The organism is Chimaeribacter californicus, assembly GCF_002858675.1.
Taxonomy (GTDB): domain Bacteria; phylum Pseudomonadota; class Gammaproteobacteria; order Enterobacterales; family Enterobacteriaceae; genus Chimaeribacter; species Chimaeribacter californicus.
The window spans coordinates 72,763-97,745 of the sequence record NZ_PJZF01000012.1 but is presented as its reverse complement, the minus strand read 5'-3'; the positions used below and the strand labels follow the sequence as shown (position 1 = coordinate 97,745).

22 protein-coding genes are annotated in these 24,983 nt (G+C 57.4%); 11 read left to right on the top strand and 11 right to left on the bottom strand.

What is annotated here, in order from left to right; all coding sequences use genetic code 11:
- Positions 1–4: 4 nt before the first annotated feature.
- From astB to CYR55_RS14320, 4 genes are read right to left on the bottom strand one after another with little or no spacing between them, the layout of a single operon-like run.
- Complete coding sequence (gene astB, locus CYR55_RS14335) at positions 5–1,348, bottom strand: N-succinylarginine dihydrolase (RefSeq protein ID WP_101816914.1); 1,344 nt, start codon at positions 1,346–1,348, stop codon at positions 5–7.
- Positions 1,349–1,372: 24 nt separating this feature from the next.
- Entirely contained in the window at positions 1,373–2,839 is a 1,467-nt protein-coding gene (gene astD / locus CYR55_RS14330) for a succinylglutamate-semialdehyde dehydrogenase (RefSeq protein ID WP_101816912.1), read from the bottom strand.
- A complete protein-coding gene (gene astA / locus CYR55_RS14325) occupies positions 2,836–3,867 on the bottom strand; it encodes an arginine N-succinyltransferase (RefSeq protein WP_241522161.1) in 1,032 nt (343 codons plus the stop codon). The genes astD and astA overlap by 4 nt, the downstream gene beginning before the upstream one ends.
- Positions 3,868–3,888: 21 nt before the next feature.
- Complete coding sequence (locus CYR55_RS14320; protein WP_101816908.1) at positions 3,889–5,091, bottom strand: bifunctional succinylornithine transaminase/acetylornithine transaminase; 1,203 nt, start codon at positions 5,089–5,091, stop codon at positions 3,889–3,891.
- Between the two features lie 571 nt (positions 5,092–5,662).
- Here CYR55_RS14320 and CYR55_RS14315 point away from each other — a divergent pair.
- On the top strand, positions 5,663–6,937 hold the full coding sequence (locus CYR55_RS14315) for a Glu/Leu/Phe/Val family dehydrogenase (RefSeq protein WP_101816906.1): 1,275 nt from the start codon (positions 5,663–5,665) through the stop codon (positions 6,935–6,937).
- 49 nt (positions 6,938–6,986) lie between these two features.
- On the opposite strand, the gene aldA is transcribed toward CYR55_RS14315, so the two are convergent.
- Positions 6,987–8,426 (bottom strand): aldehyde dehydrogenase, encoded by a 1,440-nt coding sequence (gene aldA, locus CYR55_RS14310; protein ID WP_101816904.1) that lies wholly within the window; start codon positions 8,424–8,426, stop codon positions 6,987–6,989.
- A 283-nt stretch (positions 8,427–8,709) separates the two neighbouring features.
- On the opposite strand from aldA, the gene yghX reads away from it, so the two are divergent.
- Positions 8,710–9,597, top strand: a complete 888-nt coding sequence (gene yghX / locus CYR55_RS14305) for a YghX family hydrolase (protein WP_101816902.1) — start codon at positions 8,710–8,712, stop codon at positions 9,595–9,597.
- 44 nt (positions 9,598–9,641) lie between these two features.
- Here yghX and yghU read toward each other — a convergent pair whose 3' ends face one another.
- The 6 genes from yghU to CYR55_RS14275 all read right to left on the bottom strand — a co-directional run bounded on the left by yghU (position 9,642) and on the right by CYR55_RS14275 (position 15,791).
- Positions 9,642–10,508, bottom strand: coding sequence for a glutathione-dependent disulfide-bond oxidoreductase (gene yghU / locus CYR55_RS14300; protein WP_101816900.1), 867 nt, complete (start codon positions 10,506–10,508; stop codon positions 9,642–9,644).
- Positions 10,509–10,650: 142 nt separating this feature from the next.
- Positions 10,651–11,829, bottom strand: a complete 1,179-nt coding sequence (locus CYR55_RS14295) for an anaerobic sulfatase maturase (protein WP_165699600.1) — start codon at positions 11,827–11,829, stop codon at positions 10,651–10,653.
- Positions 11,826–12,188 carry a DUF202 domain-containing protein gene (locus CYR55_RS14290; protein WP_101816896.1) on the bottom strand — a complete coding sequence of 121 codons (363 nt, stop codon included), beginning with the start codon at positions 12,186–12,188 and terminating at the stop codon, positions 11,826–11,828. The genes CYR55_RS14295 and CYR55_RS14290 overlap by 4 nt, the downstream gene beginning before the upstream one ends.
- Positions 12,178–12,525, bottom strand: a complete 348-nt coding sequence (locus CYR55_RS14285; RefSeq protein ID WP_101816894.1) for a YidH family protein — start codon at positions 12,523–12,525, stop codon at positions 12,178–12,180. The genes CYR55_RS14290 and CYR55_RS14285 overlap by 11 nt, the downstream gene beginning before the upstream one ends.
- A 54-nt stretch (positions 12,526–12,579) precedes the next feature.
- The gene (locus tag CYR55_RS14280) at positions 12,580–14,079 is read right to left on the bottom strand and encodes a sulfatase-like hydrolase/transferase (protein WP_101816892.1); all 1,500 of its coding nucleotides are present in this window, start codon (positions 14,077–14,079) and stop codon (positions 12,580–12,582) included.
- On the bottom strand, positions 14,079–15,791 hold the full coding sequence (locus tag CYR55_RS14275) for a solute:sodium symporter family transporter (RefSeq protein WP_101816890.1): 1,713 nt from the start codon (positions 15,789–15,791) through the stop codon (positions 14,079–14,081). The genes CYR55_RS14280 and CYR55_RS14275 overlap by 1 nt, the downstream gene beginning before the upstream one ends.
- Positions 15,792–15,960: 169 nt before the next feature.
- Here CYR55_RS14275 and CYR55_RS14270 point away from each other — a divergent pair, with 169 nt between their 5' ends.
- The 9 genes from CYR55_RS14270 to CYR55_RS14230 all read left to right on the top strand — a co-directional run bounded on the left by CYR55_RS14270 (position 15,961) and on the right by CYR55_RS14230 (position 24,927).
- A complete protein-coding gene (locus CYR55_RS14270; protein WP_101816888.1) occupies positions 15,961–16,818 on the top strand; it encodes a helix-turn-helix transcriptional regulator in 858 nt (285 codons plus the stop codon).
- Positions 16,819–17,464: 646 nt separating this feature from the next.
- Positions 17,465–18,448, top strand: coding sequence for a hypothetical protein (locus CYR55_RS14265; RefSeq protein ID WP_101816886.1), 984 nt, complete (start codon positions 17,465–17,467; stop codon positions 18,446–18,448).
- 266 nt (positions 18,449–18,714) lie between these two features.
- Positions 18,715–19,590 carry a ParA family protein gene (locus CYR55_RS14260; RefSeq protein ID WP_101816884.1) on the top strand — a complete coding sequence of 292 codons (876 nt, stop codon included), beginning with the start codon at positions 18,715–18,717 and terminating at the stop codon, positions 19,588–19,590.
- A gap of 77 nt (positions 19,591–19,667) precedes the next feature.
- A complete protein-coding gene (locus tag CYR55_RS14255; protein WP_241522157.1) occupies positions 19,668–19,964 on the top strand; it encodes a hypothetical protein in 297 nt (98 codons plus the stop codon).
- Positions 19,957–21,297 (top strand): SPI-7-type island replicative DNA helicase, encoded by a 1,341-nt coding sequence (gene dnaB-PI, locus CYR55_RS14250; RefSeq protein WP_101816879.1) that lies wholly within the window; start codon positions 19,957–19,959, stop codon positions 21,295–21,297. The genes CYR55_RS14255 and dnaB-PI overlap by 8 nt, the downstream gene beginning before the upstream one ends.
- Complete coding sequence (locus CYR55_RS14245) at positions 21,287–22,825, top strand: ParB family protein (RefSeq protein ID WP_101816877.1); 1,539 nt, start codon at positions 21,287–21,289, stop codon at positions 22,823–22,825. Before dnaB-PI ends, CYR55_RS14245 begins: the two co-directional genes overlap by 11 nt.
- Positions 22,822–23,058, top strand: a complete 237-nt coding sequence (locus CYR55_RS14240; RefSeq protein WP_101816876.1) for a TraR/DksA C4-type zinc finger protein — start codon at positions 22,822–22,824, stop codon at positions 23,056–23,058. The genes CYR55_RS14245 and CYR55_RS14240 overlap by 4 nt, the downstream gene beginning before the upstream one ends.
- Positions 23,059–23,161: 103 nt before the next feature.
- On the top strand, positions 23,162–23,725 hold the full coding sequence (locus CYR55_RS14235; RefSeq protein ID WP_101816873.1) for a DUF2857 domain-containing protein: 564 nt from the start codon (positions 23,162–23,164) through the stop codon (positions 23,723–23,725).
- The gene (locus CYR55_RS14230) at positions 23,725–24,927 is read left to right on the top strand and encodes an STY4528 family pathogenicity island replication protein (protein WP_101816871.1); all 1,203 of its coding nucleotides are present in this window, start codon (positions 23,725–23,727) and stop codon (positions 24,925–24,927) included. The genes CYR55_RS14235 and CYR55_RS14230 overlap by 1 nt, the downstream gene beginning before the upstream one ends.
- The last annotated feature ends 56 nt before the right edge of the window (positions 24,928–24,983 follow it).

Sequence of the window (24,983 nt, the reverse complement as noted above, 5' to 3'; positions counted from 1 at the left end):
CCCCTTAGCGCTGAAAGTCATACACGGTGCCGAGGCGCAGAATCTGCGACAGCTCGTCCAGCGCCACATAGACTTCGCGCAGCAGTTGCGGATCGGCCATGTCGCCGGGCAGCAGTTGGTCGCGGTAGTGGGCGTTGACCCACGCCGTCAGCCGCTGGTAGAGCGCGTCATCCAGCAGGCTGCCGGGGTTGACGGCGGCGCGCTCCGCCTCGTTCAGCACCACCCGCAACCGCAGGCAGGCTGGGCCGCCACCGTTGCGCATACTCTCGCGCAGGTCAAACACCCGCACTTCATTAACCGGCGAACCGGACGCCGCCGTGAGTTCATTCAGGCAGGCCCAGACGTTCTCCCGCTGGCGGCACTCCTCCGGCACTACCAGCAGCATCTTGCCGTCCGGTTTGCTCAGCAGCTGGCTGTTGAACAGGTAGGAGGCTACCGCGTCCGCCAGGCTGACGCGCGCTTCCGGTACCTCAAGGCTGATGAAATCCTGCCCCAGCGCCGCCATTTTTTCGCCCAGCGTGCGCAGCACCGTGGGTTGATCGACGAACGCCCGCTGGTGGTGGAACAGCACGTTTTTATTGCTGACGGCGATCACGTCGTTGTGGAACACGCCGCTGTCGATGGCCGCCGGGTGTTGCTGCACAAACAGCGTCCGCTCCGGGTTGAGCTGGTGCAGCCGCGCCACCGCCTCGCTCGCCTCCCGCGTCTGGCGCGCCGGGTAGCGCTGCGGTTGCAGGCCGGAGCCGAAAGCGCGACGGCCATACACAAACATCTGTACGCCCGGCGTCGCGTAGTCACCGCCGAAACGGTTATGGTTGGCCGCGCCCTCATCACCAAAATCGCCGTGCTGCGGCAGCGCGTGGTGGTGGCAGAAGTGCGCGTCGTCGGCGAACGTGGCGCGCAGGATCGCCGAGGTGGTCGGCGCTTCCAGCGACCGGTGCAGCTTGTTATTTAAGTTAGCGACGGTGAAATGCACGCGGCCATCCGCGCTGTCGGCTGACGGCGACACGGTGGCGGCGTTGGCCGTCCACATCGCTGATGCGGAGCCGAGCGTCGAGAGCAATTGCGGCGAGTAGGCGGCCGCCTGTTGCAGCATCTGCTCATCACTGCCGCCAAAGCCGAGCGCCCGCAGCGCCGCGACATTCGGGCGCGGGTGGGGCGGCAACACGCCCTGCACAAACCCGGTATCCGCCAACGCTTTCATCTTCTCCAGCCCCTGCAACGCCGCCTTGCGCGGGTTGGAGACGCCATCTTTATTGTTCAGCGACGCCTCGTTGCCCACCGACAGGCCGGCATAGTGGTGTGTCGGGCCGACCAGGCCATCGAAATTTGCTTCATAACCAGACATAACAACCCTCTGCGTGGTGGCGGATCAGAATTTCAAACCGGGATTGAGCGTGCCCGGCAGCGCCAGCTGGTCACTGACCAGCGAAGCCATCGGCCAGGCGCAGTAGTCAGCCGCGTAATAGGCGCTTGGCCGGTGGTTGCCGGAAGCGCCGACGCCGCCGAACGGCGCATTGCTGGAGGCGCCGGTCAGCGGCTTGTTCCAGTTCACAATCCCGGCGCGGGCGTCATCCGCCAGCTGGGCGAAGCGTGCCGGATCGGGCGAGATCAAGCCGATCGCCAGCCCGTAGCGCGTGGCGTTGGCGAGGCGGATCGCCTCGTCAAAGGTGGTGTAGCGCGAAACTGACAGCAGCGGGCCGAAGTACTCCTCATCCGGCACCTCAAGCCCGGTGACGTCAATAATCCCCGGCGTCAGCAGCGTGGCGTTGGCGTCCGGCTGGGTCAGCTCCAGCAGCGAACGGCCGCCGAGCGCCTGCAACTGCTGTTGCGCCTGCAACATCGACTCCGCCGCCTGCAACGAGATCACCCCGCCCATAAACGGCTGCGGCTCTGCATTCCAGTGGCCGACCTCGATCCGGCGGCTCACCTCCACCAGCCGGGCGATCAGCGCATCCCCCTCCGGCCCGGCTTTCACCAGCAGGCGGCGGGCGCAGGTGCAGCGCTGCCCGGCGGAGATAAAGGCGGACTGGATAATCACATGCACTGCTGCGTCCAGATCGTCCACGCCATCCACAATCAGCGCATTGTTGCCGCCCATCTCCAGCGCCAGCATTTTTTCCGGCTGCCCGGCGAGGTAACGGTGGAAGTGGAACCCGGCCGCCGCGCTGCCGGTGAACAGCACGCCGTCAATGTCGGCGTCTTCCAGCAGCGCTTTGCCGGTCTCTTTGCCGCCCTGGACAAGGTTCAGCACGCCGTCCGGCAGCCCGGCCTGTTGCCACAGCCGCACCGTCAGTTCGGCGGTAGCCGGGGTCAGTTCGCTGGGCTTGAACACCAGCGTATTGCCGGCGATCAGCGCCGGGATAATGTGGCCGTTAGGCAGGTGGCCGGGGAAGTTGTAGGGGCCGAACACCGCCATCACGCCGTGCGGTTTATGGCGCAGCAGCGCTTTGCCGTCCGGCATTGCGGTTTCGCGCTCGCCGGTGCGGCTCTGCCAGGCCTCTATGGAGATCGCGGCCTTGCCGATCATCGCCTGCACCTCGGTGCGCGTTTCCCACAGCGGCTTGCTGGTCTCCTGGCTAATCAGCCGCGCCAGCGCCTCTTTGTGGTCGGCCAGCAGCGCGGCGAAGCGCTCAACCATCGCGATGCGCTGGGCGGCAGGGCGGTGCGACCAGCCGTAAAACGCCTCGCGGGCGGCGCGGCAGGCGGCCTGAACCTCTTTCGCCCCGGCGCTGTGCGCCTGCCAGAGCACCTGTTGGTCATTGGGGGAAAACTTGCTGAAACGCGGGCCGCTGCCCGGTTGCCAGGTTCCCTGGATAAAGTGTGCAGCGTGCGTCATACGGGCAGTTCCTCAGGCAGCAGGCTGACCAGCCGGGCGGCATCGCCGTCGGCCAGGTGCAGCGCGTCAATCATCGGGCCGGTGAGATCCAGCGCCGGGGCGTCGGTGTCGGCCTCAATCAGCAGGGCGCGGAAATCCTCAAAGTGCTGGTTAGCCACGATGCAAAGCGTGTCTCCGGCGGTGGCCGGCTCACCATGGCGTACCGGCAACACGCGGCTGGCGCGCACCGCGCGGATGGCGTCAGTCTCGCCCTCCAGCACCGGCCCGGCGTCAAAAATGTCCACCGAGCCGCGCCACGTCAGCCCCTCACGCTCCAGAATGGCGCGCGCCGGGGCGGTCTGCGGGTGTACCTGCCCAATCACCTGTTGCGCCGGTTCCGGCAGCAGCGAGATGTAGATCGGGTAGGAGGGCATCAGCTCAGCGATAAAGGTTTTGGAGCCGATGCCGGTGAGGTAATCCGCCTCCGCAAAGGGGATCTCGAAAAAGTGGTGGCCGAGCGCATCCCAGAACGCCGAGCGGCCGCCGTTGTCCACCACGCCGCGCAGCTCCGCGAACAGGTGCGAGGAGAAGAACTCGCGGAACGCGGCGATAAACAGGAAACGCGCCTTGGAGAGGAACAGCCCGTTGCGGTTGCGCTGGTAGGCCGGGTCAAGGAACAGCGTGCAGAGTTCGCTGTGGCCGGTGTGGTCATAGCTCAGATAGAGGGTGTCGAGGTTCTTGTAGACGCCCAGCTCACGCGAGGCACGCACGGTGCGCTGGATGCGGAAATTGTAGAACGGCTCATCCAGCCCCACGGCGACTTCAATGGCGCTGACGCCGACCACTTTGGCCAGTTCGGTATCTTCCAGCACAAACAGGAACCCCTGTTGTGATTTGGGGCGCAGCCCGGCGAAGGTTTCGAGGCTGCGTGTAATCCGGGCGCGCAGGCGGTCGGGGTTATTCGGCAGCGAGGTCAGCCCCACGCCCGCACGGGCGGAAAGGTCAAGGATATCGTTCAGGTCAGTCTCTCTGACCGGGCGAAACAGCATCATGGCAGGCTCCTCAACGTCTCACACAAACCGGGCAACGGCGCGTTCCAGGCGGGCAAAGCCCTCGTCCAGCTCCTCAGCACTGATGTCCAGTGCCGGGGCGAAACGCAGCACATCCGGCCCGGCGATAAGCGCAATCAGCCCCTCTTCGGCGGCCAGATTGGTCAGGGTTTTCGCCTTGCCGTGCCAGCGTTCCGCCAGCGCCGCGCCAATCAGCAGCCCTTTGCCGCGCACCGCGCTGAACAGCCCGTAACGCGCATTCAGCTGTTCCAGGCGGCTGACGATCATGTCGTGACGCTCGCGCACCCCCTGCAACACATCGGCATCCAGCAGTGACAGCACCTTGTCTGCCACCGTGGCCGCCAGCGGGTTGCCGCCGAAGGTGGTGCCGTGCGTACCGGGCTGGAACACCTGTGCCCACGCCTCTTTCGTCAGCATCGCGCCAATCGGGAACCCGCCGCCCAGCCCCTTGGCGCTGGTCAGGATGTCCGGCTCGATGCCATAGGTCTGGTAGGCGTAGAGCGCGCCGGTGCGCCCGGCGCCGGTCTGCACTTCATCAAAAATCAGCGTCGCCTGGTGTTTATCACACAGGGCGCGCAGCCCTTTGAGGAAGGCCGGGTCAGCCGGGATCACGCCGCCTTCGCCGATAATCGGCTCCACAATCACCGCGCAGGTGTTGTCAGAGATATGATTCTCCACCGCCTTAAGATCATTGTAGGGCAGGTGGGTAATGCCCGGCGGCAGCGGGGCGTAATCGGCGGAGTACTTCGGCTGTCCGCCTACCGTGACAGTGAACAGCGTGCGGCCGTGGAAGGAGTTGGTGAAGGCGATGATTTCATGCTTGTGCGCGCCGTGGTGGTCATGGGCATATTTGCGCGCCAGCTTCAGCGCCGCCTCGTTGGCTTCCGCGCCGGAGTTACAGAAAAAGACTTTGTCAGCGAAGGTGGCGTCAACCAGCCGTTTCGCCAGCCGCAACACCGGCTCGTTGGTGTAGCCGTTGCCGATGTGCCAGAGCTTCCCGGCCTGTTCCACCAGCGCGGCGGCAAGGTCAGCATTGGCGTGGCCCAGGGAGTTCACGGCAATGCCGCCGGCTAAATCAATATACTCTTTGCCGGTTTGATCCCAGACGCGGGAACCCGCCGCCCTGACCGGAATAAACGGCGCGGGGGCAAAACAGGGCACCATATAATGATCAAACCAGTCGCGTGTAATTTTCTCAGCCATAACATTTCTCTCCCATTATCTTTTTTTAGACAAAGCCATCCCGCCCCTTAATTGCTAAGGGAAAAGTCCTGGTTAATACGGAAACACGTTGTTTACACCCCGGACGCTGTTTTTAACATCATCCCCTGCCGGCGATCGGCAGATGTGGGGCGGCCTTACATGGTTAACATGATAGAAATAAAGGGTTTTTCTCCCGGATTATCGCGCTGTATCGGCAGGGGGGCCGGTCAGTGATTGACCTCAATGCTGGCGGCACGCCATAACATTGTCAACACACTTCCCGACAAAAAATTCACTTTTTGATCACATTCAAGCTTCTGATAAATAGGAAAAATTCATGGTTTATGCACTTTAACTGCATAAAACATGCATAAAAATGCTTTCCCTATGGGGGTATAAAAAGCTAATTAATTATTCATTGCGTAAATGAATAAACCGGCGGAAAAAAAAGATCGGCACTGAATTAAACATTTCCCGGTTATTTTTTGGTGCTAGAGTAAAAGCGCATAGTGATATGCAGGTCACTTCCACGGTTTAACAACACAAATAACTTTGTTTAAAAAGGTTTGTCATGGAAAAGCTATCTTACGTGTCTGAAAGCAGCACATCAGCCTGGTCCACTTACCTGCAACAAATTGATCGCGTCGCACCCTACCTCGGCGACCTGTCACGCTGGATTGATACCCTGCGCCACCCCAAACGCGCCCTGATTGTCGACATCCCGCTGCAAATGGATGACGGTACCATCCGCCACTTTGAAGGTTTCCGCGTTCAGCACAACCTGTCGCGCGGGCCGGGCAAGGGCGGCATCCGTTACCACCCGGATGTGGACCTGAATGAAGTGATGGCGCTCTCCGCCTGGATGACCATCAAATGTGCGGCGGTCAACCTGCCGTATGGCGGCGCGAAGGGCGGCATCCGCGTCGATCCGTTCGCCCTGTCTGACGGTGAACTGGAGCGCCTGACGCGCCGATACACCAGTGAAATCGGGCTGGTTATCGGGCCGCAGAAAGATATCCCCGCGCCGGACGTCGGCACCAACCCGAAAGTCATGGCATGGATGATGGACACCTACTCCATGAACCACGGCACCACCATCACCGGCGTGGTGACCGGCAAGCCGATCCACCTGGGCGGGTCACTGGGGCGTGAAAAGGCCACCGGCCGCGGCGTGTTCGTGACCGGCAAAGAAGTCGCCCGCCGGGCGGGCATCGGGATTGAGGGGGCAAACGTTGCGGTGCAGGGCTTTGGTAACGTCGGCAGTGAAGCGGCCCGTCTGTTTGTGGAAGCAGGTGCGCGCGTGGTGGCGGTGCAGGACCATACCGCCACGCTGTTCAACGCCAACGGCCTTGATCTGCATGCGCTGAGCGACTGGCAGCACAAACACAAGCAGATTGCCGGGTTCCCGGGTGCGAAAGAAATCGACAGTGAAGCCTTCTGGTCAGTGGAGATGGACATCTTCATCCCGGCCGCGCTGGAAGGGCAGATCACCCGCGAGCGGGCGGAGAAGCTGCGCTGCAAACTGGTGCTGGAAGGGGCGAACGGCCCGACTTACCCGGAAGCGGATGACATCCTGAAAGCGCGCGGCGTCACCGTGGTGCCGGATGTGGTGTGTAACGCCGGCGGCGTGACCGTGAGTTACTTTGAGTGGGTGCAGGACATGGCCAGCTTCTTCTGGAGTGAAGAGGAGATCAACGTGCGCATGGACAAGATCATGACCGACGCGATGGTGCACGTCTGGGAGAAGGCAGTAGAGAAGGGGTGCAGTTTGCGCACCGCGGCCTACATTGTCGCCTGTGAACGCATCCTGATGGCGCGTAAAGATCGCGGTATTTACCCCGGTTAAGCCGCTGCGGCACGGGCGCAAAACCGCCCGTGCCACGCCTTATTTTTTGTTATTCATACTGTAAATAAGCCACATGGCTTTGCAGATACTCTTCCAGCCCGTGACGGCCATCCGCGCCGCCGATGCCCGATTTACGCCAGCCGGCATGGAACCCCTGCATCGCTTCAAAGTTCTCACGGTTCACGTAAGTTTCGCCGAACTTCAGCCCTTTTAACGCCTTCATAGTGACATTCAGGTCACGGGTGAAAATTGACGAGGTCAGGCCATAGTCGCTGTCATTCGCCAGCGCGATCGCCTCCTCCAGCGTCGAGAACGCCATTACCGGCAGCACCGGGCCGAAGGTTTCCTCTTTCATCACCGCCATATCGGCGCGCACGCCGGTCAGCAGCGTCGGCTCATAGAAGAAGCCGCGATCGCCGATGCGTTTGCCGCCAATCTCCACTTTTGCGCCCTGTTCCACGGCGCTCGCGACTTTTTGCTCCACGCGTTCCAGCGCGGCGCGGGTGATCAGCGGCCCCATGTCCAGCGTGGCCTGCTCGACCGGGTTGCCCACTTTCACCTGGCGGAACGCCTCGGTCAGGCGCGCCACGAATTCGTCATACACCCCTTCCTGCACGTAGAGGCGCTCGGCGCAGTTACATACCTGCCCGGTGTTGATCACGCGCGAGCTGACAATCGCTTTCACTGCCAGATCGAGATCGGCATCGTTCATCACAATCGCCGGGGCTTTGCCGCCCAGTTCCAGCGACACTTTGGTGACGTTGTTGGCGGCCGCCTGCATGGTGGCGATACCGGCATTCACGCTGCCGGTGAGGCTGACCATGCCGACTTTCGGGTTAGCCGCCAGCTCCTGCCCAACCACCGGGCCGTAACCGGTCACCACGTTAAACACCCCAGCCGGTAAACCGACTTCATCGACGATTTCGGCGAAGATCACCGCATTATTTGGCGTTAGTTCGCTGGGTTTGATCACGATGGTGTTGCCGGTCACTAGTGCCGGTGCGGCTTTGCGGGCGATCAGGAAGAACGGGAAGTTCCACGGCAGGATGCCGGTGGTCACGCCAATCGCTTTTTTGAACACCAGGATATTTTCATTCGGGCGATCGCTCTGCACGATCTCCCCTTCATAGCGGCGCGCCCAGCCGGCCATGTACTCCAGATAGTCGGCGGTGAACAGCACTTCGGTTTGCGCCAGCGCCTGGGTTTTTCCGCCCTCGGCCACGATGGTGGCGGTGAGTTCCGGCTCGCGGCGACGGATGCCGGCAGCGATTTTAATCAGCCAGTTACCGCGCTCCACGGCAGGCAGCGCTTCCCAGCCCGGCTGGGCCGCCTCGGCCGCATCGATGGCGCGGCGTGCATCCTCGGCGCTGCCTTCCGGCACCCGCGAGAGCACCTCTTCGGTGGCCGGGTTGATCACCTCAATCCACTTATCGCTGCGGTTCTCCACAAACTGGCCGTTGATGTACATCTGTTGCTGAACTGGGGACATGGCAGGATCTCCGTAAACAATATTTTATCGTCATGTTAATAAACAGAGAGGTTTCTGTTATTTGGTTGCCAACATGACGCACCCGGCGCGAAATCACCTTCATCTGGCTGCCATTTGCCCCTGACAGATGGCAAAAATCGGCAGATCGGCATGACCGGTGTAGCAGATTTGAAATACGGGGCAGCGCAGGCAAGGTCAGGTATCGTGATAAACCCCAATCAGCAGGAAAAATGTGCTATCACAGGCCATTATTTCACCACCACTGACGAAAAAGGGCCGCCTTATGACCAGACTGACTGCAAAAGATTTCCCGCCTGAACTGCTCGAATACTTCGATTTCTATGTGCACGGCAAAATCAGCAAACGCGAGTTTCTCGATCTGGCGTCAAAATTTGTGGTGGGAGGCCTGTCCGCCGTGGCACTCGGCACGCTGCTGACGCCGAACTATGCGTTTGCGCAGCAGGTGGAATTCACCGATCCCGACATTCTGCCGGAATATATCCACTACCCGTCGCCCAACGGGCACGGCAGCGTAAAGGGCTATTTTGTGAAACCGGCCAAGGCTGCCGCGAAGGTGCCGGCGGTGGTAGTGGTGCATGAAAACCGCGGGCTGAACCCCTACATCGAAGACGTGGCGCGGCGCGTGGCAAAAGCCGGGTTCATTGCCCTGGCGCCGGACGGGCTGAGTTCGGTAGGCGGTTACCCCGGCAATGATGAGAAGGGCCGGGAACTGCAACAGCAGGTTGACCCCACCAAACTGATGAACGATTTTTTTGCGGCGATAGAGTTCCTGATGCACCACGAGGCGACCACCGGGAAAGTCGGCATTACTGGCTTTTGCTACGGCGGTGGTGTGGCAAACGCGGCGGCGGTGGCCTACCCGGAGCTGGCGGCGGCGGTGCCGTTCTATGGCCGGCAACCAAAAACCGAGGATGTGCCGCGCATCCAGGCACCGTTGCTGCTGCATTTTGGCGGGCTGGATTCACGCATCAACGAGGGCTGGCCCGCGTATGAGGCCGCGCTGAAAGCCAACCATAAAACTTATGAGGGCTATGTCTACCCCGGCGTAAACCACGGCTTCCACAATGATTCAACGCCGCGTTACGACAAAGCGGCAGCGGATCTGGCCTGGACAAGGACGATTGACTGGTTCAGGAAATACCTGGCGTGAAGAGGGGGGCCGGTGGTGCACCGGCCCCGTGACGCGGCCGCAGATTACGGGTTGCGTTTGTCTTCGGTGCGCAGTTCAAAATCGGACGCATCATGGCGTTCATGCAACTGCTCAGAGGGCTCGCCCCAGGTGCGGTTAACGATGCGGCCGCGCTTCACCGCCGGGCGTTCTGCCACCTCATCAGCCCAGCGCAGCACGTGCGGGTACGCGCTCACATCCAGGAACTCGGCGGCGTTATACACACTGCCTTTTACCAGGCTGCCGTACCAGGGCCAGATGGCGATATCAGCAATCGAGTAGTCATTACCGGCAATAAAGCGGTGGTCAGCCAGTTGCCGGTTGAGCACGTCCAGCTGGCGTTTGGCTTCCATCGTGAAGCGGTTAATGGCGTATTCAATTTTTACCGGTGCATAGTTGTAGAAGTGCCCGAAACCGCCGCCCAGATAGGGTGCAGACCCTTGCAGCCAGAACAGCCAGTTCAGGGTTTCGGTGCGGCCTGCGTGATCTTCAGGGATGAAGTGGCCAAATTTTTCCGCCAGATAGAGCAGGATCGCGCCCGACTCAAACACACGCACCGGCGGGGTAGCCGAGTTGTCCAACAGCGCGGGGATTTTGGAATTAGGGTTCACCTCGACAAAACCGCTGGAGAACTGGTCGCCTTCGTTAATACGGATCAGGTGCGCATCATATTCCGCGCCGCTGACGCCCAGCGCCAGCAACTCTTCCAGCAGGATCGTCACTTTCTGGCCGTTCGGCGTGCCCAGCGAGTAAAGCTGCAACGGGTGGTTGCCTGCCGGCAGTGTTTTGTCATGGGTTGGCCCGGCGATGGGCCGGTTGATGTTCGAGAACGTTCCGGCATCGCTTTGGTTCCAGGTCCAGACTTTTGGGGGCTGATAGCTGTTTTCCGACATGATGGGGTCTGCCTTCTGCTGAGCAATAGGGATAACGATAATGGCGCGGAAGTGTGACAAGAGGGAAGAGGCAGGCGGGGATAAGGCAGAAAAAGTCAAAGACCTTACGGGGCAGAGGCCTTAGGAGGGGGGAAAGGGGCGCTCAGCCGTTGGCCTGCTCCCGGAGACGCCGGGAGGCTAACGCATGCATTACCGAACGCAATTCTGCCGGAGGGCAGCGTTGCGCAATCAGGTCGCGCAGCAGGGCCATATAGGGCGCGCTGTGGGTGAAAAAACGAAAATAACCCGCGCAGAGGTAGCTTTTCCCCTGATGCAAGCGGTGTTTAGGGCAATCGCCCCGGCATAAAGGCTGCACCGGGCAGACCCGGCACGCCTGCACTAACAGACGATGTTTATCTTCACCAAACCGGATGGCGGCCTGGCTTTGGTTTATCTCATGAAGTGAACGACGATGCACATTGCCCAGTTTGTACGCCGGGTAAACGTAATGGTCACACTGATAGAGATCCCCATTGGCTTCAAGCGCAAAGGCGTGGCCACAGCGTTTGCTGAAGACGCACATCTGCGCGGGGTAACCGCTCCACACGCCGAGCGTGGAGTCGAAGAGTTGCACGAACACCCGCCCGATATCCTCCTGCACCCACAGGTCAAACACCGTTGTCAAAAAATCGCCCCACTGCTCTGGCGGCACAGAGTCAGGGGTGACAGCGCCGGTTTCATCTTGCTCCACCAGAGGGATAAATTGCAGAAACGGGGTACCGAGGTTTTTCAGGTAGCGGTAGAGACGCGCCGGTTGCCGGCTGTTGTGCCGGTTTATCACTGTCACCAGGTTGAATTCAACCTGGTGCGCGTTCAGGTGCTGGATGGCAGCGATAACCCGGTGATGGGTCGGTTTTCCGCTGCGCGTGCGGCGGCAAAGGTCGTGGAGATCGGCCGGGCCGTCGAGGGAGATGCCCACCAGCCAGCCCTGCTGCCGTAAGAAGCGGCACCAGGCGTCATTAAGCAGGATGCCGTTGGTCTGCAAACTGTTCCGGATCTGTTTGCCTGCGCCGTAGCGCTGTTGCAGCGCCACCACACGCTGATAAAAGGGTAACCCTGCCAGCGTCGGCTCCCCGCCTTGCCAGGCAAACTCAACCACTTCGCCGGGTTGTGCAGCAATATGCTGCTGGATGAACCTTTCAAGCGTGGCGTCATCCATGACCGGATGCGTAGGTTTTTCAAGATAAAAGCAGTACCGGCAGCGGAGGTTGCAGCGTGAACTCATGGGTTTCGCCATCACATGGCATCCGCGCCCGCGCGCACTCTCCTTGCGGTTCCTCATTCCGTTATCCTCCACAGCAGCACAAGCTGACGTAAGTGTGACGCTGCAAACAACAGCGCCAGGCCGCCTACCGCCAGGGCGATAAGCCATTTTGCCCGTACCGCGCACGCCGCCGTAATATCACCGGCTGCGGTATCCATCAGATTGCGCTGCCGGGCGTAGTAATAAATGACCATCGCCGCCGCCGAGCACCCCATAAATACCAGGCAGAAAATCCACCCCGCAAAGGGCAGACTGTGGCGCAGTGCCTGGGCGAGCAGGGCGCTATAACCCAGCAGCGTGCGAAACCACGCCAGAGAGGTGCGCTCCGGCTGTAAACCCGGATCCTGCGTGCGCCGTTGCATCCGTTTATCCGGCATACAGCACCAGCCCCACCATAAGGGCGGCCACACCAGCCATGACCAGGCTGATCATGTGCAGGCCGCGGGTATAGGGTAAATCCTGTTTCAGCCGCATCGCTTTTTCATTACGCAGCCAGCGGACATAGCCATAGATCGCCACTATTCCGGAAAACAGGCACAGCAGCAGCGCCAGGGCTTCGCGGAGCAGTGGCGTGGCGAGACCGGGCGCGAGCTGATCCAGCCCGACACCCGCCGCCAGAAAGCCCAGCGCGGTACGTATCCACGCCAGAAAGGTGCGTTCATTCGCCAGGGAAAAGCGGTAATCCGGCGCTTCGCCCACAGTTGCTATTTTCATCGTGCTTCCTTTGCGGTGTTGCCTGAGGGGCGCCCCTGAGGTGAAGGGCGCACCTCAGAATTTCTGTTTCTTCTCTTCCACTTTGACCCCTTGCGTCGGCATCCCGGTGTCGTAATCACGCACCACCGGCGAGTAGCCATCGGCCGGGCGCGGGCGGAATGCACCCATCCAGCGCGGTGTCGCGCCTGTGCGCCAGGGGCGGCATGACCACTGATAAGAGCGGAACGGGTCGCGGATCTTATCCATGTAATCCATTAATTCGTCATGCAGTGCATCACGCTGAGCCGCGCAGGCCGGGTCGTCAATCAGGTTGTGCATTTCGTCCGGATCATGTTGCCGGTCATACAGCTCATCACTGGTAAACAGGTTCAAGACCAGCTTAAAGCGGGGCGTTACCCAGGCGCGCACCGGAATAAACCCCCCAAAGCTGTCATGCTCAATTTCGTAACGGTTGAATTCCACCATCACGCCGCGCGCATCATCCACGGCAAACAGATTGTCGCCGGGCAAACTCTCCGGTTGAGTGATGCCCGCCAGCGACAGCAGCGTCGGCAGAATATCGATATGGCTGACCGGCGTATCCACCCGGGCGGGAACCGCCTGGCCCGTGGGTGGCCGGAAAATCAGCGGGATACGGGTAATATCGTCATACATGGCGGCCCCCTTGCTGATAAGCCGGTGCGCACCCATCATTTCACCGTGATCGGAGGTGTACACCACCCAGGTGTTCGCCCGTTGCTCAGGCGTGAGCGCCGCCAGCACGCGGCCGATTTCATCATCGACAAAATCATTGCAGGCAAAATAGAGCGGGTGATGGTAGCGCCCATCCGCGCCCACCGGCGAAGGCATCGCCGCCGACCATAAACGGTGGTGCAGCGGTTTGTCCGCCAGATCATCAAATGCTTTCTCACCCAGGTCGTAATAGAAATCCTGATACTTTTCAATGTACTCCGCCGGGCAGGTGAACGGATGATGCGGTTCGTCGTAGGAGAGCACCATCAGGAACGGGGCGTCGAGACGCTGCGGCCGGGCGAGGAAATCGATCGCCCGGTTGCTGATACGGTGCGCCCAGGTGAAGGTTTTATCGATCTGGTGTTCCCGCAGATCGTCGGCGCTGTTTAACCCATTGCGCCACAGGCCGATCTCCTTTTCGCTCAATTCGGCAAGGTAGTTCGCCCCGTCAAACCAGTACTCCGCGTCCCACTCCGGCGGGCAGATGCCGGTGCCGAAGTAGTCATGCCCGTCCAGATGCCACTTGCCGATGTAACAGGTTTTATAGCCTGCATCACTAAAGTAGCGCCCCATCGTGGCGATGTTTTTGCCCGGCGCGAGGTTATTCGTCCACGGCCCGGACTGGTTTGAATAGATGCCGGTAAACAGCCCGGCGCGGGCCGGGGTACACACCGGGGCGCAGGTATAGGCCGAGGTAAAGCGGGTGCCCTCTGCGGCCAGGTTATCGATATGCTGGGTATTGAGCGGTTTGCCGCTGTAGCAGCCCACCATGTTGGTGGCCTGGGTATCGGTCATAATAAACAGGATGTTAGGACGATCCATTACTTATCCTTAAGGGCAGAAGAGGAGATAACAAGGCCGGCCCGGCGCTGACGCCGGCTGCTATAGATCAGATACACCACGACCGCCGCCACGATGCCGTAACTGACGATGGTGAGCGCCCGGGTGTGATAGCCGCCAAACTGGGCCAGCCCGGCGTACACGCCGATCATGGCGAACAGCACGCCCACTGAGGCGATGTGGGCGTCACGCCAGGGGGTTCTGTCCACGGCGAACGCATCCTGGAACCTGAAGGGCGTCGCACGCGGTTTCAGCAAGCCGATGGTGAGCATCAGCAATACGTTGATACAGAAGGTAAAAAACAGCACATAAAGGAAGTGGATCTCGAACGAGACCAGATAGTTGATGATGATATAGCTACAAATCCCAAACAGCAGGGCGGCTTTCGCGGCGATGGCCGGTATCCGCGGGAAGAAAAAGCCCATGATGACGATCGTCACCAGCGGCACGTTATAGATGCCGTTCAGCTGCTTCATCCAGCTATACAGGCCCTCCGGGGCGTTGGCGATCCACGGGGCGACCAGCACGGAAACCAGCGCAATAGCGAAGCCAAACTTCCGCCCGACGCTGACTAACTGCGTGGACGAGGCGTCCTGGTTAATGATGCGGTGGTAAATCCCCAGGCTAAACAGGGTGCTGGCGCTGTTCAGGAAACCGTTAAAGGTGCTGATAATCGCCCCGAACAGCACTGCGCCGAAGAAGCCGGCCAGCGGCAGGGGCATCACTTTATTGATCAGCGCCGGGTAGGCCATGTCATTCTTCGGCAGATCCTGGAAAAGGTGAAACGCGATCAGCCCCGGCAGAACCAGGATCAGCGGGTCGAGCATTTTCAGTACCGCCGTCAGCAGCGCGCCTTTTTGCCCTTCGGCCAGGCTTTTGGAGGCCAGCGTGCGTTGCACAATCCCCTGGTTAGTGCACCAGTAAAAGGTGTTCACCAGAATCAGGCCGGTCAGCGCTGCGCCAATCGGCACCGGGTCATTGCTGCCACCAATCGCATTCAGTTTCTCACTATGCACCGTCGTGAGCTGCTCAATGCCGCGCAGCAGGTTGCCGCTGCCCATCGCCATTAATCCGAACACCGGCACCATCAGGCCGCCAATAATCAGGCCGACCCCGTTGATGACATCCGCCACGGCGATGGCTCGCAGCCCGCCCACCACCGCATAGGCGATACCGGCCAGCCCCAGCAGCGCCACCATCAACCAGATGGCCGTACCCTGAGAAATGTGCAGTGATTCGGCGACATGGAACAGGCTGTTTAACGCCAGTGCACCGGAATAGAGCACGATGGGCAGAAAGCAGATACCGGTCGCCACCAGAAAGCAGCAGTCAACAATAATGCGGGTGGGTTTGTCATAGCGTTCTTCAATAAAATCCGGGATGGTGGCGATGCCGCGTTGCAGATATTTCGGCAGGAAAATCAGCGCCAGAAAAATAAGGGGAATGGCTGAAATCACTTCCCATGCCATTACCGACATACCGCTGTGATACGCCTGGCCGCTTAACCCCACCAGTTGTTCGGTAGAGAGGTTGGTCAGCATCAGGGAGGCGGCAATCACCGGCGCTTTCAGTGAGCGCCCGGCAAGAAAATAACCCTGTTGCGAACCGGTATCCGCTTTCCGCAATTTCCACCAGGTAATAAACGCCACCAGAAGGGTAAAAGCGAAGAAACTCACAATTTGCTGAATGTTCATCTCACTGCCCTTATTTATCATGATGCCCTGGTGCGCGATGTGCTGACATAGAGTGGCGCGTCTGCAGGGCGACAGGCTATTTTCGATAGAGGGTATTGACCAGGCGGTTTAACAGGCTGATAAATGAAAACCGCTCGGTGTGAGCATCAGACGCTAACGGGGAATATAAATGAATGGAAAAAAGAGTCTCTGTGATGTAAAAAGCGAAACAACCTATAATATTCCGTTGGTTATTCACGAAAATGTGATCTCAAGCGGGATAACACTGATCTCACTCTGGCATACCCTGGCGGATGAGAGTTATCAGGTGGTCTGGCCGCGTGATAAAAAGAAACCATTGATTGAGAACTCCTGGGTGGTGGTCTATACCCTGCAAGGTTGTGGGGAAATAATCCTGCGCGATCGTTCCCATATTACGCTGCACGGCAATTGCGTCATATTTTTAAAACCCACCGAGATACAGTCATATTATTGTGACGGCTTGATTTGGGAGCAGTACTGGATGGAGTTTATTCCCACTGGCGCCATGAGAATCCCGTTATCTCAGAAAGCCGTTATTTATAATGGTGAAGTATTTAATAAAGATCTGTGCGAGGTGACCCGTTTAATTGGCCTTGAGGATTCGTTGAGTGACAGCCTGGCCGTTGCCTTTATCACGAAGTTGATTTATCAATGGGTCTATCTGATTGTGCAGGCGGGAACCAAAGAAGACAGTCTGATTAAAATAGAGAAGTTGCTGTCCCAACTGCATACCGATATTCAGAAGCGCTGGACGGTCGATGAGATGGCCGCATGGATGCAGTGCAGCGAACAGTATCTCCGGCGGTTATTTATGAAATACACCGGGAAAAGCCCTAAAGCCTACTATCTGGATGCGCGTCTTGATCTGGCGCTGTCCCTGTTACAGCAGGGGAGTTACAGCATAAGCAAAGTGGCCGATATGCTGAATTTTTTTGATTCGTTTCACTTCAGTAAGGCGTTCAAGCGCAAGTTCGGTTATGCGCCTTCAATGTTGAAAGGTAAATAAGTGGGAGGGGGTGATGGCCGACGCATCGAACACGGTTCGATGGAGCTTTCAAACCCAGAAAAGCGAGAACCCGCCATAAGGCGGGTTTTTTTTTAAGAAACCCTTAGAGTGCATCCAGTTGCCCGCATTGTCACCTCAGTCAGCGGTATAAAATCCGCTTTATTTGTCATTCTGCAATGCCTTTTCATTATGAGAATATAGCTTCTATGGTTTCATTTCAGGGGATGAAGTAGAAAATAACATTAATTAACTATTTTATCGTGAGTTCTTATACTAAAGAGAGGTTTGTCGGATAGCGATGAAAACCATACGTTTAAATATTGGCTATATAATAATTTTAGGATGAAAATAAACTATTTAAGTGATAGTGTGAGGGGGTTTATTCACGGGGTCAATGAATTATAAGATTGATCTGCATCACTGAATATCATAAGAAATAGCGTGATAGTAACGGCGAGTATTCACATGTTTATTTTTAGCCTTTAAATGGAAGTTTATGCTGGTAATAGTTATGTCAGCAGAGTGGTCAAGGGAAAGTTTTCAAGTAAAAAGCGTTAATGTTAGTGAAGCAATCAGATTTTTTATTTTCCATTTAATTATAAAATAAGTCAATGATTTTATAATTACTATCTAAGGAGCGGTTAAAATGGGATGGAAAGGTACAGTGCGTTCGCTGAAAGCGGCCTCGAGGCGAGCTGAACGTGAATCACAAAAGCGGAAGCGCGAATTGCAGAGAAAAGAGAAAGAATATGCAAAAATGATGGAGCGTGAACAAGCGGAATATGAAGTTGATGTCTGGAATAACCATATTGAAGTTTTACAATCTGTTCATAAAGGTTGTGGGAAAAAAATAAATTGGGACGTCATGGCTTCTATGGAGGCACCCGAACAACCTGCCTTATGTACCCAGAAGTCATCTTTAGCGACTCAACGACTGGAAAATTATAAACCAGGTTTTTTCACTCGCCTTTTTAAACAAGAAGAAAAGGCCAGGAATAAATTAGCCATAGAAATAGAGAAGGCAGCTGATGAAGAGAGGCGTCAATTTGCTAAAGAATATGTTGAATGGCAGCAGGAGTATAATAGTTGGGAGAACATCACTGATATAGCGTCACGTATATTAGCAAATGAAGCAAAAGCAAAGATTGATGCAATCCAGCAGATTGATCCTTTTAGTGATATAGATGAGTTAGGCGCAAGAATCAATGTTGAAATTAATGATGTCACGAATCGGGTTCAGGCGACACTTTATGTTCGTGGAGAACATGTAATTCCAAAAGATGTTAAATCATTGCTAAAGAGTGGAAAGTTGTCCGTCAAAAAAATGCCGGTGGGTAAACGTAACGAAATTCTTCAGGATTATATATGTAGTTGTGTTTTACGTGTTGCCCGAGAATTGCTCAATATATTACCCGATGACCGAATCATTGTGACTGCGATTGATAAATTGCTAAACACCGCGACGGGGCATGAGGAAGAGCAATCCATTCTAAGCGTAGCTATAAACCGGCAAGATCTTGATAAACTCAATATGCATACGATAGATCCCTCTGACGCAATGCGAAATTTTGTTCATGAAATGAATTTTAAAAAAACCACAGGGTTTGCTGCTGTCAGTAAAATCAATTAATCAGTTTATTATTATTGGTGCTACGCCGCAGGCGTGTTGCACAGCGCGCTTGTCGCGCTGGCCCCAAAGGGGTGAGGGCGCAGCCCGAATAATCGAACGCAGTCCGATGGAGAGCCCGGACGCAGAAAAGCAAAAACCCAGCCATTGGCTGGGTTTTCTGAATGATGGTGCCCGGACTCGGAATCGAACCAAGGACACGGGGATTTTCAATCCCCATAGGGCCTGGTGCATAGGTGTTCATTACCCGCACGCTAAGGGTAATGTATATGCATGTAATATCGATAGTTTCTACGAAAGGCGGTGAGGGGAAATCTACCCATGCCGCGAATCTTGGCGGCATCTGCGCTGATGCCGGTCTGAAAACGCTGTTGATTGACGGCGACTACGCCCAGCCTACCACCTCCAGTTACTACTCCCTCCGCTATGAGGCTCCCTGCGGCTTATATGAACTGCTGATGCAGACGGTTGATCTCAACCAGCCGGCGCAACTCATCTCCCATACCTGTATTGATAACCTCGATCTGATTATCTCCAACGATCCCCATGAGCAGCTGAAAACCGCCATGATGCATGCACCGGACGGACGCATTCGCCTGCGCAACCTGCTTCAGCACCCGTTGTTTACCGGGTATGACGTGATCATCATCGACTCGCAAGGTGCGCGCTCCATCATGCTGGAGCTGGTTTTGCTGGCAACCACGCATACGGCCGTGGCGATGGTGAAGCCTGTGGTGCCGGATGTGCGCGAGTTCCTGCGGGGAACTATCACACTGATGGAAGGGCTGCTGCCTTACAAAGGGTTCGGTATCACACTGCCGCCGGTGAAGGTACTGGTTAATTGCATGGACTACACCTCGCTGGCAAAAGAGGCACTGGGAGCACTGACAACCATCATCGAGGAGGGCGCATACAGCGCCGCAGAAATCCCCGTTACGCTGCTGACGACCCAGATCTACGATCTGGATGTCTATAAATCCGGGCACAGTCTGGGACAGCCCGCTCACCGCCTCGAATACGCCTCTGATCGTAAAAGCCTGCCTGCCGCGCACACCATGCATGACCTGGCCTGCGAACTCTTCCCCGAATGGCGCGATCGGTTTGATGCCGTTCTGATCAATCAGCCGAAGGGGAATAAGCAATGAGCCAGACCTATCCCACTCTTTTTCGGGCAATTTGCCGCTGTACGTACCCTGATCCAGCCCTGCGAACTGGTGACGTCATGGTGTTTTTTGAGGCTGACGATTATGCCCGCGCTACCAAGAAAATCGTGCGGCTGCTGGCGGAGATCTGGGGATGCCGAGAGTCGTTTATCGGCTGCTGGAACCTTAAAGATGAACATGAACTGATCCTGGAGAGCGATGCCGAAACGCCGCGTGACTGGAAGCTGTTTGAGACCGGGGCAGGCCCGGCGCCCGCTTACATCAATGTGACGGAGGAGGGGCATCCGCTGTTCCTGGTCTCACCTGTGAACCTACAGCGCTTATACCGCGCACTGGCGGAGGTGTCGCATGAATAATCCTCCATTGCCGCACTCCCTCGACGCTGAGCAGTCCGTACTGGGTGGGCTGATGCTGGACAACGACCGCTGGGATGATATCGCGACGATTGTTTCTGCCGGCAGCTTTTACTCCCGGCCACATGGGCTGATTTTTACTGCCATGCAGACCTTGCTGACGCAGGGAAAACCCATCGATCTCATTACCCTGTCAGAAGCAATGGAGCAGCAAGGCACGCTGGAGCAGTGCGGCGGCTTTGCCTATCTGGCGGAGCTGGCAAAGAACACGCCGAGCGCGGCCAATATCGTCGCTTACGCGGAGTACGTCGCCAGCTATGGGCAGAAGCGGCAATTACTGGCGCTGGGGCACGATGTTATCCGGCAAGCCGGCGACGTCAGAAGCGACCTCGCTACCTTGCTGGAGGAGACGGAACAGCGGCTGTTTACTATTGCCGAACAGCATCAGCCCGGAGGCACCACTGACCTGCCGACCTCACTGGCCGCCTTCCTTAACCGGCTGGAACAACGATGCGGCAGCGAAGACCTGATCACCGGGACGCCGACAGGGTTTAACGAACTGAATGAGATGACCAGCGGGTTTCAACCCAGCGACTTTATCCTGTTGGCCGGGCGGCCCTCGATGGGCAAAACGGCGATGGGGCTGTCTTTCTGTGAAGGCGCACTCAGCCGCGATAACCGGCCGGTGCAAATTTATAGCCTGGAGATGCCGACAGAACAGTTACTGACGCGCTTTGTCGCCATGCTAGGGCGCGTGCCGATGCAGCATCTACGCAGCGGCAATATGGATACGGAAGACTGGGCGCGGGTCAGTTCGGCAATGAAAGTGCTGCTGGAAGAGTGGAAAGATCGCCTGATTATTGACGATGCCAGTTACATGACGCCGGCACTCCTGCGCTCCCGCGTTCGTAAAAACGTGCGCCAGTACGGTCAGCCCTCCCTGATCCTGCTGGACTATCTGCAACTGATGCGCTGCCCGGGACAGGAGAACCGCACGCAGGAGATCGCGGAAATCTCCCGCTCCCTCAAAGCGCTGGCAAAAGAGATCGATTGCCCGGTCGTGGCGCTCTCTCAGCTTAATCGTGCGCTGGAAAGCCGCGCCGACAAACGGCCGAACAACGGTGACTTACGCGACTCCGGCGCACTGGAGCAAGACGCCGACCTCATCATGTTTGTTTATCGCGATGAAATTTATGATGCCCATTCGCCGGATAAAGGCGTCGCTGAAATTATTCTGGGCAAGCAGCGCAACGGCCCGGTCGGCATAGTGAAAGTCAGCTATCAGGCGGAAATCACCCGGTTTGAAGACTTCCCGGGAGGCCGCTATGACTTCTGATTCACTGGGGGCGAAACTGCTCCAGCGAGGCCGCTCACCCAAGGTCACAGACATGCTGCCGGTAAATGAGATGCCGATGGTGCTGACGCTGGATCAACTGCGTCCAAACCCGGATAACCCGCGCACGTCGCGCAACCCGAAATATGAGGATATCAAAGCCTCTATCCACGCCCGCGGGCTGGATACGGTGCCGAAAGTGACCAAAGATCCGGACAGCGCGGATGATTTTTATATCTTCAGTGATGGCGGAAATACCCGTTACGCGATCCTCTTAGAGCTGTATCAGCAAACCGGCGATGAGCGGTTCTACCGCGTCCCGTGCATGGTGAAACCGTGGCCGGGGCGGATTAAATGCGTGGTCGGCCATCTTGCCGAAAATGATGTGCGCGGCGATCTGACGTTTATTGAGAAGGCGCTGGGGATCGAAAATGCGCGGACGCTCTATCAGGAACAACTGGGGCGGACGGTCAGCCAGCGGGAGCTGGCCGAGCTATTAAAAGCGGACGGCTACCCGGTCAACCACTCCAGCATCAGCCGCATGGCCTATGCGGTTGAGCACCTTTATCCTTATATGCCCGATTTACTGAAGTCAGGTCTGGGGCGGCCGCAGGTTATCCAGCTTATCGCGTTGCGTACCGCAGCGGAGAAAGCCTGGGCCGCGTTTAGCCAGGCCACGGATGTCACGCTGGAACAGACATTTGATGAGGTATTTGGCGGCGTATGCCGGTCACTGGATGATCCGGACAGTTTTTCCCATGACGTACTTAAAGATGAACTGATTGGCGCGCTGCTGAAGGCATTGCCCGACCCGCAATACACTTACGATAGCTGGCTGATAGAACTCGACCCGCAAGAGCTGAACCGGCGTAAGTTGTTTGGCGCACCGGAGCTGGTGGCTCCTCCTGTGATAGATGACGCCACACTGCCTGCGCCTGACATTTTTACGGCTGAGAAAGCCAAGCCTCGCAACCCCTCTCCGCCAAAAACAGCGCTTTCCCCTATGGAAACTTCATCAAAAAAAGCGTCCTGCCGCCCTGACACCAATACGCTTCAGGAGGAGGAGTACACGCCTCCAGAGCACGCCGAGCCGCCTGAGAATAAGCTGGACGATCTTGCCTCGCTTACCTTTGCAGAGAGCGGCCTGGAGCCGGTAATGGACATCTGGCATATCGCCTCGCTACAGGACGATATCGAGCATTTGCAAGATATGGCCTTCCGCTTGGCGTTTGAAATCTCGGAAGCGATGGGGGGTGAGGCGTCGATCCTGGAAGACAAAAGCCCTCAGGGCGCAGGGTATGCCGTCTCCTGTCAGGAACAACCGGGGGAACAGTTACTGATGGCGCTGTGTGGTGACACCGCATTGCCGGGAACGCTGTCGCTATTAAGCACCATGCTGACAGGCTCCGCTAATCCCCTTGATGCTCCGCCGCTGGAGGATCGCATTGCCGTCAAATTCCTTCGTTTACTTCGCGTACTACGCCGGTTACGTGAACTACAACGCCAGAATGATCAGGAGGACGCCCTATGAAAGCTGATTGGGTTGATGAAGCGCAGGAGGTGACGCAGCTCCTGGCGGAGAACCAGATTAACCGCATCCGTAATTCGCTCTGTTGCGCCGGTGTGTCGCTGGCAGAGTGTGAGATGTGCGGCAATGACATCCCTGAAGCCCGACGCTGCGCCGTTCCCGGTGTCAGGCTCTGTGTCGGGTGCCAGGAAGTGCGGGAGTTTAATGTGCGGTGTGGTACGGGGCGGACGATATGAAAAGAGACGCGATAGGTCTGGGGGACAGGGTGCTTTTTACATTATGTACGCTGGCTTGGATTGCAGTGATTTGGATGGTGCACGCATGGGGAGGAACGTACTGATGAACATACAGGGGATAACCACTAACGCGATGCTGACTCAGCTCCTGATGGAGCTGAAATCCGGCAACATCCGGCGCTGTGAAGCGATGGGCCTGACGCTGGCAGAGATTCAGGCGCTGAATCAGATCACGGTAGAAGATCTGCACTATCTGGTGAGTACCCCGGTGTCCATTCTGACTATCAGTATCAACCATACCAACCTGAACACCATGCTGGCGCAGGCCCGCCGCGAACAGATACGCACACAACGCATTGACCGTGCGCTGACGCTGGGCGGCTCGATTGAGTTGATGCAGCATTTTTTCGGACTGACGGCGGTAGAAGTTGGCTGCCGGCGACGGTTGGCGGGCGTGGTTACCCGGCCGGGGCGCAACCAGACGCCAACGGAAGCGCAGGAACTCTCTGTGTGGCAGCAATGGAAGGCATCGAACATAGATAACCTGGAGTCACTGGATGCGCTGGAAGCGATGATGTTAATTGCTGAACAGCAGGATATTTCGCTGACCACCGTGTGGGCGCTGGTGCGAGGCTGGTCGGAACAGCCGCAAAGGAGTGTAGTGTAATGGCATTACCCGTCGATAGTGTTATCCAGCGGACGCTGGCGAAAATGCAGAGCCGCATCGCGCAAAAGGCGCAATCCGGTGAGCAAACCAATGAGCAAAGCGGGCTGCTCTATCTGGGGAACGTGCATGATGCCGTCCCCCGGCGCTTATTTCTCGATAGCCGGTTATCGCCGCTGGATAAAATGGCCTGGGTGATGATTCGTCTCTATGCCCAGCAAAACGACGGGGCTGCTTTTCCAACCTACGATGAGTTGCAGTGCCAGCTTGCCTTGCCCCATTCAGACAAAGCCTCCCGGGAGACCATCAGCCGTGCCTTGTTAATGCTGCGTCTCACCGGCTGGCTGAGCCTGTGCAAACGGGTTAGGGATAAAGCCGGGCGTATCAGAGGGAACATTTACGCTCAGCATGATGAGCCGCTGGGGCTGCGTGATGCAGAGTATTTTGACCCAGGCTGGCTGGATGCCGTGGCGGACGCCTGCCGCCACACCAATAAAACCATCCGCCTGACGGCGCTGGCCGTATTGCAGGAGATCAAATCGGATACCGGTATGCGCCATCGTCATTCCCGTGTGGCGCTGATCGAAGCACGTTTATCGGCACCACAAACCCCGCTGGACGTGTTAACGCTGCGGCAGAAGAACACCCGTGATCCTAAAACCGAACTTAGTAAAAAAGCCCCTGGTTCGGCATCCGAACTCAGTACCTCAACAGGGCAGAAATCACCGGGTTCGGAATCCGAACTAAGCCGGAATACCAGGGATGGCGACCTGGTTCGAAAATCGAACCGTTACGTACGTAGTTTTACACAGAGTGTAAAAGATACGTACGTAGGGTCAGATGCGCATCAGTACCTGAAGTGGCCGGGCACAGTACGTGAACGGCTGACCACGGCCGACCGCGATATGCTGGAAGGGCAGTTGCGCGCATTGCCAGACGGGCTTGGGCAACAGGTGCTGGACGATCTGGCGAACCGCATGAAAACCACCGAAGTCAGAAACGTGGCTGCTTACCTGCTGGCAAACCTGAAGCGGGCGCGGGCAGGGCAATTTAATGCCGGAAGCGTAACCGTTCCCAAGGAGGCGGTGCCTAAGCAGCGCCCTCAACCAGCCCCTGATGCTGCCGTTAAGCCGCGTGTAAAACGTGCTGACCCGGCACACATCGCCAGTCTGCTGGCAGACATCCGGGCCACCTACTTGCGGTGAATGAAAATTGAGTGCTGTTGCCAGTGGCAACAACGGTTAAGAAGTGGACAGTGTTG